Here is a 12322-nt window from a genome sequence, read left to right on the forward strand (position 1 = left end):
GCGAGGCAAAACGCTTAAACCACGGATAGGTCTCGTAATACCCCAGCCATTGTTCCGCATACGGACAGCGCACCCCGCCGCAGGCAGGCGTCCAGTCCTCCCACGCGGAAACGGGCAAATCGTTCACCTTTGAAAAATTCTCCGGCGTGGGTTCTAATCCCTGTTCGCCGGCGCGACGGCGACTGCCATTACTGCGTTCAAGGCTCAACTCAAAAACCGCCTTTTGTACCACCGGCAGCGCTGCGTCTTCGCCCAAGGTTTCCACAAGGGTTTTGCAGAAATGAAAATACAGGAGCGCGAACTGCCGGCACGCCAGACGGACTTCCTGCAAATGTGTTGTGCTCATAGCATTCCCCTTTTATAAAAACACCGCGCCGATTCCGGCGGGTTCTCTCGGCGAGCGTTCCGCAATTTCATTGCGTGAATCACCTTGATTGTATTATCCTCTATGAGCGCGATTATTTCAAGGGGGCTGCCGTTATGGTCAAATCCTGCATACAGCCTTTTTTCAGGCTGGCAGTCCAGCATCTGTTCTGCGTGTTCTTTTGCAAGACAAGCTCTGCTTGAGTCATCAGAGAGGTTATGCTTATGGGCGCTATCGAGAATTTTAATGCTCATGCGATTTCCTTATTGCAATCCGCTTGTACACTTTATGGTTATCCAAATATAACGCGCTGATTAACGAATAGCCGTCAGGGGCATAACACCCTAAATTGCCGATAATTTCAAACTGCTCAGGACTATGCTTATCAAAAAAAGTTACCGGCACTCCCATGACACCGCTATAGTCTTGCGGAATATCAGTGGTTTTATCAATATTTATCGCATCAAAGTTGTCATATTTTGGATATTCAGCAGGCGTATATTTTTTATAAAGCAGTAAACTTTCATGGCGTTTATTGTGGTCAAAATTCGTATACCAGCGCAGCCCGGAAACACGCCCATATTTAACGCCGTTTTTTTCATAAGCATATTTCGATTTAGTTATATCATAGTAATCAGGCATTATAAAGCGGCTGCTATCAAAATTATTATAGCCGAACCATATTTTATTATCTTTAATGAGTTTAAAAACATCTTTATACGTAATTGCATTTTGGTGTCCGATTATCAAAAACTGTTTTTCATATTCCATTAACTGGGCTGCATATTCACTGAAAAGGCTAAAAGGCGGATTAGTAATAACAATATCCGCTTCTTTCAGGATTTCGATACATTCAGCGCTTCTGAAATCGCCGTTATTTTTAAGCGCGGTTTTCGTGCCTATGGTAAAATCCGCATCGCTGCCGCCCTCATAGACCATTTTATAAGTGTCTCCGGGGCTAAACATATCCGCATAGACAAAATGAGTTGAGACAAGTTTTTTAAGACCCAAAAGAGCAAAGTTTATATGAAAATAGCGCCAAAAGCCGCTTGTGTCGGGGTCATCGCAGTTGCAGAAGATGATTTTATCTTCGAAATGCCGCTTGTAATGCCCGCATTCCCGTTCTATATCTGAGATTTGCGTGTAAAACTCGTCATTTTTAGCTTTACTCGCTTCGTTTAGTGTTGCATTGCCCATAAATCGCCTTTTTGCGAAGCGGCGGCGCGGCGGCATCCGCGCCTGACCGTTTCAGGTTTTTTCCGCGTGCAGCATACCGCCCTAATCTTGCCGTGTCAAACAGCTTTGCCGCCAAAAGTTTCGTTTACCGTGAAAAGTGTACGGCGTTTTTCGCGGCGCAATCCGCAAGCCGCTCGCCCCCATTTTTAAGCCGCTCGTACAACTCTCTGCGCCGCCCGCAAGAGTCTGCGAGTCCCGCATAAAATTTTGTGAGCGACGCATAAAATTTTATGGGCGGCGCATAAAATTTTATGGGCGGCGCATAAAATTTTGTGAGCGGCGCATAAAATTTTGTGAGCGGCGCATAAAATTTTGTGAGCCACGCAAAAAACCTTGCGAGTCACGCAAAAAATTTTGTGAGCGGCGCATAAAATCCTGTGAGTCACGCATAAAATTTTATGAGCGACGCAAAAAATCCTGTGAGCCGCGCAAAAATGCGTATGCGGGGTGCGTCCTTTTTCGCCCGCATATCTGTTATCTCTATGCGATACAGAGAGTTTGCCCGTATGCTATGCCCGTATGCCGCGAGTTTGCTCTGCAAACCCGGTACGCAAACCGCAGGCTTCCGGCAGTTTCTTCAGAAAACCCGGCACTCTTTTCGCGCTCTTGTCAGAATAATTTCTATGCCGTAAAGTAGAACAGGAAAAGGGAGCTGCGCGGATGACGACACCGACCAGAGAAATAAACCAATACCTCGCCGATATTGACACTAAATACCGGCAGGGAAACGCAAAAGAACACAGCTACCGCCCCGCGCTCCAAAATCTATTTGAGGCTATAACAACAGGGCTTTCAATTACAAACGAACCGGCGCGCATAGACTGCGGCGCGCCGGATTACATAGTTACCCGCGCCGGCGTTCCGGTCGGCTATATCGAAGCCAAAGACATACCGGCGGGCATTCACGACAAAGCGCATAAGGCGCAATTCGACCGCTACAAGAACGCGCTGGGTAACCTTATCATTACCGATTATATCAATTTTGAGCTTTTTATCGGCGGGGAACTGAGAATGTCGGCAGCAATCGGACAGATGAGCGAAAAAGGAATCGCCGCGCATAAGGGGCAGTTCGCGGACTTTGCCGCTCTTATTGACTGTTTCATTTCATACGAAGGCAAAACGATCACAGATTCCGAGCAACTGGCTAAAATGATGGCGCAAAAAGCGCGGCTGCTCTCTGTTACTATCAAAGACGCTTTGAATGCGCCAAACGCCGACGAGGACAGCCTTTCTGCGCAATTACAAGGCTTTCAGAAAATCCTTATACACGATTTGAGCACTGAAACGTTCGCCGATATGTACGCGCAGACACTCGCTTACGGCATGTTTGCGGCACGGCTTAACGACAAAACAAGCGCAAAGTTCAGCCGGAGATCAGCGGCCGACTTAATACCTCAGTCTAATCCCTTCCTGCTGAATTTCTTTGATTACATAGGCGGCATTAAACTTGACAAACGGATAACGTGGATTGTCGACGCGCTCGCCGATATGTTTAACTGCGTGTCGCTGGAGGATTTGCTCAGGGAATTCGGCAAGGCTAATCAGGACCCGTTCATTCATTTTTACGAAACCTTTCTGGGTGAGTATGATCCCAAATTGCGGAAAAGCCGGGGCGTCTATTACACGCCGACCGCCGTTGTCCGGTTTATTGTGCAAGCGGCGGACGATGCCTTGATACACGATTTTGGAATCTCTCAAGGGCTGGCTGATAATTCAAAAGTTATGGTGCCTGTTTTGCAAAAAGACGGCACAAAAAAAGAGACGCCCGTTCACAAGGTGCAGATTTTAGACCCGGCGACCGGAACCGGGACATTTTTAGCCGAAGTCATAGACAGGATTTATTCTAAATTCGCCGGTCAAAAAGGCTTATGGTCGAGCTACTGCGGGGAACAATTAATACCCCGGCTGAACGGCTTTGAAATTCTGATGGCTTCTTACACTATGGCGCACTTCAAACTCGCCATGAAACTCAAAGAGACCGGCTATAACGGCAATTTTGACGAACGGCTGCGGGTGTTCCTGACAAACACGCTTGAAGAACCAAAGGACGACGCGCCGCAATTTTTTATGGAAAAATGGCTCACCGACGAAGCAAAAGCCGCAAACGTAATCAAGCGCGATACGCCGGTCATGGTGGTGCTGGGAAATCCGCCGTACAGCGGGGAAAGCGAAAATCAAACAGCCGAAGCGTTTTTGCAAGCCTATAAAAAAGAGCCGGGCGGAATAGATAAGCTGGACGAGAAAAATTCAAAATGGCTCAATGATGATTACGTCAAGTTTATACGTTTTGGTCAACTGCTGGTGGAAAAGAACGAAACCGGAGTTTTGGCGTTTATCAACAATCACTCATTTTTAGACAACCCCACATTCAGGGGTATGCGCTGGGATTTATTGCGCGCATTTGACACAATCTATGTTCTCGACTTGCACGGCAACTCAAAGAAAAAGGAAACGGCGCCGGACGGCGGGAAAGACGAGAATGTGTTTGACATACAGCAGGGCGTGAGCGTAAACATATTTATCAAAACGGGCAAAAAGAAAGACGGCGAACTCGCAAAAATGCAGCACTTTGATTTATACGGCAAGCGCGAATTGAAGCGTCAGTTTTTGTCTGAAAATACGCTTGCTTCGGTCAAATGGCATGAAATCAAACCGCAAGCGCCGTATTATTTTCTTGTAAGCAAAGATTTAAGCGGTCAAGCGGAATATGAAAAAGGATTTAGTGTTGCTGAATTGTTTACTATCAATGGAAGTGGTGTTACAACAGCCCACGATGAATTTGTAATCGATGAAGATAGAAACAATTTAATCAAACGTTTTGAAAAGTTTAGGGATGCTGAACATTCAGAAAAATATTTACATAATGAATTTCACGTAAAACATAAAAGCGGCTGGAATATTCTAATTGGTCATTCAAACATTCAAGGAAAAAATGTTAATTCCTATATTAAAAACATTAATTATCGCCCATTTGATAGGCGTTTTATTTTTTATGAAGACAGATTAGTTTGGCGATCAGTAAATAAAATTATGCAGCATTTCATGCAAAATAAAAATTATGGAATAGCAATTTGCAAACAGTTTAAAACGGGAAATCAATATCATCATGTATTAATCACTGATAAAATCATTGAATCAAGTTTTGTATCAAATCACACAAGTGAAATTACTTATCTATTTCCCCTCTACCTCTATGACCAAGACAATTACAACGACCCTATTACAAATCGCCGCCCAAATTTGGACACGCGGATTGTAGACGCTATCGCAGATAAAATCGGACTGCGGTTTGTGCCGGAGAAAGAGACGCTCGTTGAGCGGCTTTTGAATGCGCCGAATATCGCGCTTGACGGCGAGGCATACCGCGGGAAATATGAGGTTGACAAGACGCCAAAAGAGAATGCCGCGTCGATTAGCGCATATCTCAAACAGATGGCGAAAACGACTAGGCTGGAAAATAGCAGTATAAGAGAACCGATTAAATTAGGCGGCAGCGGAATAACAAAGCTCACAATGTATGGAATGAGCAATATCGCGTATATGAAAACTATTGCGCACATTCCCGAATTATTGGGCAACGCCATACTGCTTTTAAAGAAGCTGCCTGAAAAACCGGATTCGCATTATCAAAAATACTGCTATTTGCTATCTTTTTTTGAAATTGACGGTGTAGAATGGACAGCGCGGATTGTTTTAGGTGAGAATGAAGGCTGCTGGTATTATCAGCATATCATAAGTGAAATAAAAAAGAGAAGCTTAATTGATGTCATCCTCGAAACAAACGTGGGCCACCAACAAACTTCTCTTCCGAAAGGAACCCTTTTGGAGGCTTGCCAAGGAACAAACTCGGGGCGCCAAAAGAATACCTTGCCCATTAATGATACCAAACTTCTGAAAATTTTGCAAGGGCTTTTTGAAAAGAATAACGAATTTCCCGCCGTTTTTGCCCCTATCGACCTGCTTGATTATATCTATGCAATGCTGCATAGCCCGACCTACCGCGAGAAATACCGTGAATTTCTAAAAATCGACTTTCCCCGCGTGCCTTATCCCGAAAATGCCGGGCGGTTTTTGCGCTTAGCTAGACTGGGGGAGACATTGCGGAAAATTCACCTGCTGGAAGGCGTAGAACCCTCGCGCGAAATGGGGCTGTTTCCGGTCGACGGTTCGCGTGAGGTTGAAAAAGCCGATTACCGGAATGAGCAAATTTGGATTAATAAAACGCAGTATTTTGACGCAGTGCCGCCGGAGGTGTGGGATTTTTATATCGGCGGGTATCAGCCGGCGCAAAAGTGGCTCAAGGACAGGAAAGGGCGGGTTTTGGATTTCGAGCAAATACAGCATTATCAGCGGATACTGGCGGCGCTGCGGCTCACGGGGGAGTTAATGGCGCAGGTGGACGAGGCGGCGGGTGCGAGGAGGTGAAGTTTGAGTGAGATCGATATTAATAAATCTTTATATAAGCATTGCACAGATAAATTGGATTGTATTTATAAATATAGACCCTTGTGGGATAATGACAAATTTAATTTGCATACAATAAATATGATAAACAAAGGTGAATTGCATTTTTCTTTTCCTAAAGATTACAATGATCCTTTTGATTGTAAAATTGATTTTTATAGCCAAAAGTATAACTTAACACAAATAGAGGCGTATACCAAACTTGACTCTTATTATGCGCCCGCACTTATCCTGTGTTTAACTAAAGATCCATTAAACACTTTAATGTGGTCACATTACGCTGATGGACATTCAGGAGTTTGCATTGACTTCAAAGTCTATCCATTCGCTTTTGGTAATTATATAAAATTTAGTCTTAGTTCTTTTTTAAAAGCTTTTGAAGAAAAAAAATCTGGGAAACCAACGCTTACCGTTATTTGAAATTAACTATAGTCCTGATAGACCTTTGCCAGTAAATTTTGACAGTTATAAATATGGTAATAACCTGCATAAGTTTATAGCTGATACATTATCGACAAAAAACCCTGCTTGGGCATATGAGAAAGAGGTTAGAGTAATAACAGCTCAAACTTTAATAAAGAAAAATCCCCCTTTTATAAAACCTGGGGACGTTAAAGAAGTGATATTCGGTATAAAGACAGATGATAAAGTAATTGAGGATACAATAAAACAAATTGACACCGAACTGCAAATAAAATTTTATAAAATCAAATCTATCCCAGGCACATATAATCTTGAAAAGATACCGCTCAAAATATAAACCACAAATGACAAAGCTTCCGGTTGGGTCATGCTGATTGTCACTTACCAATATATACTCGGAAAATTATATAAACCATTTACAAAGTTTATTTGTGATACAAAAAGGGGGCGTCCATAATACGCCTCCGTAATGTCCGGTTTCAACCGTATCGCTTCATCGTAATCCGCTATCGCTTTGTCATAGTCGCCTTTATCAGTATACACGCAGCCGCGATTACTAAACGCTTCCGCATAATCCGGCTGTAGCCCTATCGCCTTTGTGTAAGCTTCTATCGCCGCGCCGTATTCTTTTTTATCGAAGTGTTTTTTTCCCTGCTTCAAAAAAGCCGCCGCTTCCGCGTTTATTTTTCCGCTATTTTCTGCCATTTCGTCCCTCCGTTGTTCGTTTCGCAGCCTTTTGCGCCGGTCGCTTCTATGCGCGGCAGTTTCCTCACCCCCCGCCGTCCGCGTTTCAGGGCAATTATGCCGTATAACTGCCTTTCTGCAAAGCGTAACTGCCTTTCTGCAAAGCGTAACTGCCTTGCCACAAAGCATAACTGCCTTGTGGCGAAGCGTAACTGCCCAAATTCAAAATAAAACAAGGCAGTTTCAAAGTATATCTAGGCAGATACAAAGTATATCTAAACAGTTACAAAATATATTTAGGCAGATATAAGGTATATCTAGTCAGATATAAAATATATCTAGGTAGTTATAGAATGTATCTAGGCAGACATAAAATATATTTAGGCAGTTACAAAACATATCTGGACAGTTATAAAATATATCTAGGTAGATACAAAATATATTTAGATAGTTGTAGAATGTATCTAGACAGTTTTACACCCTGTGCGGACAGTTATTTGCCCTCCGGTTCCTGCGTTACCTCTCTGTCGAGTTTCTTCAAGAAACTCGAACGTTCGGCAAAGCCGAACGCATATTCCGCGAGAATCCGCGTATCCCCGACCCGTCGCGTCAAACCCTGCGAATCCAGAAATTCAAGCATGGCGGAGGTCTGTTTCCTCCCCACGCCGAGGAAATCGCGCACCGAGGCGACCGTTATATCACCGTTCATCGAAGCAAGCGTTTTAAGGAGTTTATCCCTCATCTGCCGGGAAAACAGCAAACCGCCTTCTATCATCCGCAGGTCGTCCCGTTCCCTCAGATACGCCGCCGCCCGCTTCATATCGGCAGGCGAGACGTCCAGTTTCTTTTCAAGTTCCGGCAGTTTTAACAGGCTGAAGCCGGCAGCGGCGACCTCATCCCTGATACGCCCCGCCATATTCATAAACCTGCCGTCCGGCAGCGCTTCGCGGCAATCCGCCGCCCGGTAACAGGTTTTGCCCTGCACAGCGACCGGCGTTATAGCGTTCCGCTCCGCCATTATGCCGACGAGAGCTTTGAAATCCCCGCCCGTAATACGGCACCCCCCGTGAACGCCGTCCAAAGCCGCATACAATTTTTCCGCGTCCAGCCCTGCCAGTTCGGGATATGTCGCGTGGAAGTCGCGGAGAATCCGCAATACCGAGCGCACTATCGCGTCGCACACTTCGCCTGCGATAAAACTCCGCGAGTCCCCAAATCCCAAAAGTCCGTATGTGTCCGGCGCGGCGGACAGGACGCTTACGGATTCAGTAAAAGTGTTTTTGTCCATTTGGGACAGCTCAAACAAGCCGGGCGCGCTTAAGGCGCCCTTGTCGCGGACAAGGGCGGCAAGAAAAGAGACGGGGCTGAAACTCGCGGCGAGGTCTTCAACTATCCTTGCTTTAGCCTCTCGGTCCGCTCTGCCCCGCGCCAGTTCGGCGTTCGGCAGCATAATCCGCCCTCCGCCTATCGTTACGAGCGGGCTATAAAAACGAATCACAAACCGCTGTCCGGCCGCAACCGCTATGTTGGATTCGCTCAAAATCTGTACAGGTCCTCCGTTTCCCGGACGTATGCCCGCTTTTTTTTCGTCGGCGTTCATTCTGAGCAATGAGATTCTGGCGACGACGTCCGCCGTCCCGACGTGGAGCCGCACCCGTTGCCAGTGAGTCACGCCTTCGTGTGCGGACGGCAGTATCCGGAGCCACGCGCTTATGCAGTCGGTGGCGATAAAAGCCCCTTTCGCGCAGACGGCACACCCCCGCTCCAGTTGCTCAGGGGAAACGGCGGAGAGGTTGACGGCGACCCGCTGCCCCGCCGTGACGGAACTGGTTTTCGTTCCGTGTGTCTGGAGGGAACGCACCCTGCCCGCCGCGCCGCCGGGCAGTATATGGACTTCGTCGCCTTCTGAAATGCTCCCCTGATAGGACGTTCCGGTTACCACGCTTCCGAAGCCTTTTTTGCTGAAGACCCGGTCAACAGGGAGGAAAAACGCGCCGGCGCCCGTTCTTGGCGGTAATTTATCGACTATCTTTTCTATTTCCGCTACGACGCGCGAAACGCCTTCGCCCGTTACAGACGAAACCGGTATGACGGGCGCGCCGTCGAGGCAGGTGCCCCGCGTTAATTCGGCCGCTTCCGCAGTCGCAAGCTCAAGGGTTTCGTCGTCCGCCAAATCCTTCTTTGTCAGCGCCACGAGTCCGAATCTGACGCCAAGAAGATTCAGAATATCGAGGTGCTCGCGGGTCTGGGGCATGACTCCTTCGCTTGCCGCGATTACCAGTATTGCCGCGTCAACGCCGGCGGCTCCTGCCGCCATTTGCCGTATGAAGCGTTCATGCCCGGGAACGTCGACGATGCTGACGGTCTTGCCGTTAGTCAGATTCAAGGGGGCAAAGCCGAGTTCTATGGTTATGCCCCGGCGTTTTTCTTCCTCAAGGCGGTCGCAGTCAACGCCGGTCATAGCGCGCACAAGCGCTGTTTTGCCGTGGTCGATATGCCCGGCTGTCCCAAATATAAAAGGATACTCCATTTTAACCGGCACCCTGCGTGTTTGTATCGGAACCTGTTATACTCATTTTTTTTACCGTATGTATGAAGTCTATGTCGCGTTTAATGGGGCGGCTCCTCGTGTTCGCGTTTCAAATCCAGCACTTCATAAAACAGCGCGGCAAGGTTATCGTGTGCTACTTTATCGGCGGCATATCTTCAATCGACATAGTGAAGTCTATGCCGCGGATATAGTATCGGGAGAAATTTGAAATTGTAGTTGTATCATCAAATAACCCTAATTAAAAATATACTATGTAGTTTTTGATGATAATTGGTTTATAGCCAGTTTCAAAACTTGAAAACAAATCTTTGCCGTACCTTCACTTGGAGAAAATTTTGAGAATGCCTGTTGATAAGGGTGGATATAATTTCTAAAATCTCTAAGAGTATGACTAAAATTTTTAACATCATCTTGAATAAAGCCAACCTCGAAAGAAACATCTATAAAAGAGTTTAGCGACCAATCTGGAAACTGTTTAACTTTATCTTCTTTGGTTTTTGGAGCGGATTTTGCCTGATTGAATAACTTTGGATTTTTACTAGCAATATCAAGTAAGATGCCTTCAAGCGTACTGCCGCATAAGAATATTGCTGCCAAAGAAGATTTTGCATTGATACATAATTTAATCTCATTTATTCTGTCCTTAAGAACTGATAAGAGAGGTTCGGTTATACCTAGTTTATCTAATGTTATTTCGGATATTTGTTTATTAATAAATTCATCTTCTATAGTATCATTCTGTGCATTAGGTGAATTCACTATTATTGGCGAATTACTGTTACCAGAAATATTATACACAAAAGTACTTCCGGCAAAACTTTGCCTTTCCTTTTCCGTCACAGGAAATTGCGGAGCTTGTGGGTTACTTGTCTTCATAAAATCTGGCTGTAACCGTGTCGCTTCGTTATAATCCGCCCTCGCTTTACCGTAATCGCCTTTATTCCAATAGGCAAGCCCTCGATTATGAAACGCCAGCGCAAAATTTGGCAATAGCCGTATCGCTTCGGTAAAATCTGCTATCGCTTTGTCATAATCGCCTTTCTTTCCATACGCACCTCCCCGATTCAAAAACGCCATCCCAATATCCGGCTGTAACCGTATCGCTTCGTCATAATCCGTTATCGCTTTGTCACAGTCTCCCTTATTATCATACGCATAGCCTCTATTAACAAACGCCACCGCATAATCAGGTTGCAGCCGTACCGCTTCGTCATAGTCCGCTATCGCTTTGCCGTAGTCGCCTGTAAAATAATACGCAAGTCCGCGCCCGAGAAACGCCGCCGCATAATCCGGCTGTAGTTGCACCGCCCTTGTGAAGGCTTCTATCGCCGCACCGGATTCGCTTTTAATGAAGTATTCGTCTCCCTGCTTGCAAAAATCCTCCGCTGCCTTATTCATTTTTTCCTTATGCTCTGACATTTCGTCCCTCCACGATTTTTTCGCAAGGCGAGCGCTCATGCCGCAAACGCCCTGCATTCCGTATGCGTATCAAATTCGCGGAAAATGGGCAACGCGCCTTTCGCTGCAAGTCGCGTTCCGTTTTGCCGAACGTCTTTGCTTTTACCTATCTATCCGATAAGTCCGCCGCTGCCGCGAGTTTGCGGCAAACTCGAACGTCCGGCTACCGCCGAACGCCCCGCGCCGCGTCGATTTCGCCTTGCAGCGCAACCGTCTCCTGCAGCGCCGCGACAATCTGCTGGTAATGCTCTATGTCGTCAAAGTGCAGCTCCCGCTTTTTGCGGTCTTTGAGCCATTTCTGCGCCGGCTGGTAGCCGCCGACGTAAAAATCCCACACGCCCTGCGGCACCGCGGCAAAGTACTGGATTTGGTTAATCCATACCCTGCCGTTCCGGTATTCCGTTTTCTCCACCCGGTGTGTGCCGTCTATGGGGTATGCGGCTAGCTCGCCCCGCTCCGCGCCGTCAAGCAGGTGCAGCGTTCGGAGCCGCGCGCCGAGTCTGCACAAGGCGCGGAACTGCGCGGCGTCAGCGGGATACGGCACGCGGGGAAAGTCTATTTTGAGAAACTCGCGGTATTTTTCGCGGTAGGCGGGGCTGTGGAGCACGGCATAGACATAGTCCAGCGCGTCGAGCGGCGCGAAGGTGTCGGGCGTGTCTTCTTTTTCAGCCGTGTACCGCAAACCGGTTTGCGCGGACAGTTCGTCTATAATCGCTTGGCTAAGGTTTGGGCGGCGTTTCTCGCCTGCGTCTAAGGAAGCGGATATAACAGCCGTCATCCCTCCGGTTAAAAGCCGAAAAGAGCAAAGAGCGTACAGTCATGAGCTGTATCGGGCACGGCACGTCATTGAAAACGTCTTCCGTGCCCTCAAGCGCCGGCGCGGAATCGCTACGCGCTACACAAAGCTCACCGCTTCCTTCATCGCCGCTATTCATGTCAGGTGTTTATTCCTCTACCTTCCAGTCCACACTACCTAGAACAGTGCCTCTCTCCTGCCCTAGACAGAGCCTCTCTCCCGCCTAGGCAGTGTGGACTAAAGAAAAGAAAAGAGGTAAAATGGGAAGCATGAAAAAAAATGAAGGCATTCATCGGCACGATATAAGCGACGAGGCGTGGGAACAGATAAAAGAACTGCTGCCCGG

The 12322-nt window shown here is 47.0% G+C and carries 13 protein-coding genes; 5 read left to right on the plus strand and 8 right to left on the minus strand.

What is annotated here, in order from left to right; genetic code table 11:
- The 4 genes from AWU74_RS04425 to AWU74_RS11560 all read right to left on the minus strand — a co-directional run.
- The coding region (locus AWU74_RS04425) for a hypothetical protein (protein ID WP_202966402.1) at nt 1–346 on the minus strand (346 nt) is incomplete at its 3' end.
- The gene (locus tag AWU74_RS04430) at nt 343–618 is read right to left on the minus strand and encodes a hypothetical protein (RefSeq protein ID WP_062328019.1); all 276 of its coding nucleotides are present in this window, start codon (nt 616–618) and stop codon (nt 343–345) included. The genes AWU74_RS04425 and AWU74_RS04430, both read right to left, overlap by 4 nt.
- A complete protein-coding gene (locus AWU74_RS04435; RefSeq protein WP_062328021.1) occupies nt 608–1561 on the minus strand; it encodes an adenine-specific methyltransferase EcoRI family protein in 954 nt (317 codons plus the stop codon). Before AWU74_RS04435 ends, AWU74_RS04430 begins: the two co-directional genes overlap by 11 nt.
- 421 nt (nt 1562–1982) lie before the next feature.
- Nucleotides 1983–2141, minus strand: coding sequence for a hypothetical protein (locus AWU74_RS11560; RefSeq protein ID WP_162481563.1), 159 nt, complete (start codon nt 2139–2141; stop codon nt 1983–1985).
- Nucleotides 2142–2260: 119 nt separating this feature from the next.
- Here AWU74_RS11560 and AWU74_RS04440 point away from each other — a divergent pair, with 119 nt between their 5' ends.
- Genes AWU74_RS04440 through AWU74_RS10275 form a run of 3 tightly spaced genes read left to right on the plus strand, consistent with a single transcriptional unit; the run spans nt 2261 to nt 6824 of the window.
- Nucleotides 2261–6025, plus strand: coding sequence for a type ISP restriction/modification enzyme (locus tag AWU74_RS04440; RefSeq protein ID WP_062328023.1), 3765 nt, complete (start codon nt 2261–2263; stop codon nt 6023–6025).
- Nucleotides 6026–6028: 3 nt separating this feature from the next.
- Nucleotides 6029–6484 (plus strand): DUF2971 domain-containing protein, encoded by a 456-nt coding sequence (locus AWU74_RS04445; protein WP_062328026.1) that lies wholly within the window; start codon nt 6029–6031, stop codon nt 6482–6484.
- Nucleotides 6441–6824, plus strand: coding sequence for a DUF2971 domain-containing protein (locus AWU74_RS10275; RefSeq protein WP_187150832.1), 384 nt, complete (start codon nt 6441–6443; stop codon nt 6822–6824). The genes AWU74_RS04445 and AWU74_RS10275 overlap by 44 nt, the downstream gene beginning before the upstream one ends.
- A 44-nt stretch (nt 6825–6868) precedes the next feature.
- Here the strand turns inward: AWU74_RS10275 and AWU74_RS04450 are convergent, their stop codons facing one another.
- Together AWU74_RS04450 and selB are read right to left on the minus strand one after the other, a co-directional pair.
- Nucleotides 6869–7192, minus strand: coding sequence for a tetratricopeptide repeat protein (locus AWU74_RS04450; protein ID WP_062328030.1), 324 nt, complete (start codon nt 7190–7192; stop codon nt 6869–6871).
- Between the two features lie 472 nt (nt 7193–7664).
- Complete coding sequence (gene selB, locus AWU74_RS04460) at nt 7665–9701, minus strand: selenocysteine-specific translation elongation factor (protein ID WP_162504802.1); 2037 nt, start codon at nt 9699–9701, stop codon at nt 7665–7667.
- A gap of 83 nt (nt 9702–9784) precedes the next feature.
- Here selB and AWU74_RS13175 point away from each other — a divergent pair, with 83 nt between their 5' ends.
- Entirely contained in the window at nt 9785–9913 is a 129-nt protein-coding gene (locus AWU74_RS13175) for a hypothetical protein (protein WP_306700981.1), read from the plus strand.
- A gap of 58 nt (nt 9914–9971) precedes the next feature.
- Here the strand turns inward: AWU74_RS13175 and AWU74_RS04470 are convergent, their stop codons facing one another.
- Nucleotides 9972–11141: a tetratricopeptide repeat protein gene (locus tag AWU74_RS04470; RefSeq protein ID WP_187150834.1), complete on the minus strand. Its 1170-nt coding sequence runs from the start codon at nt 11139–11141 to the stop codon at nt 9972–9974.
- 202 nt (nt 11142–11343) lie between these two features.
- A complete protein-coding gene (locus AWU74_RS04475; RefSeq protein ID WP_368853457.1) occupies nt 11344–11946 on the minus strand; it encodes a type ISP restriction/modification enzyme in 603 nt (200 codons plus the stop codon).
- Between AWU74_RS04475 and AWU74_RS10280 the strand changes: the two genes are divergently transcribed.
- Nucleotides 11834–12157, plus strand: coding sequence for a transposase (locus AWU74_RS10280; RefSeq protein ID WP_238579976.1), 324 nt, complete (start codon nt 11834–11836; stop codon nt 12155–12157). The two genes, AWU74_RS04475 and AWU74_RS10280, sit on opposite strands and share 113 nt — an antisense overlap.
- The last annotated feature ends 165 nt before the right edge of the window (nt 12158–12322 follow it).

Source organism: Treponema endosymbiont of Eucomonympha sp., assembly GCF_001028545.1.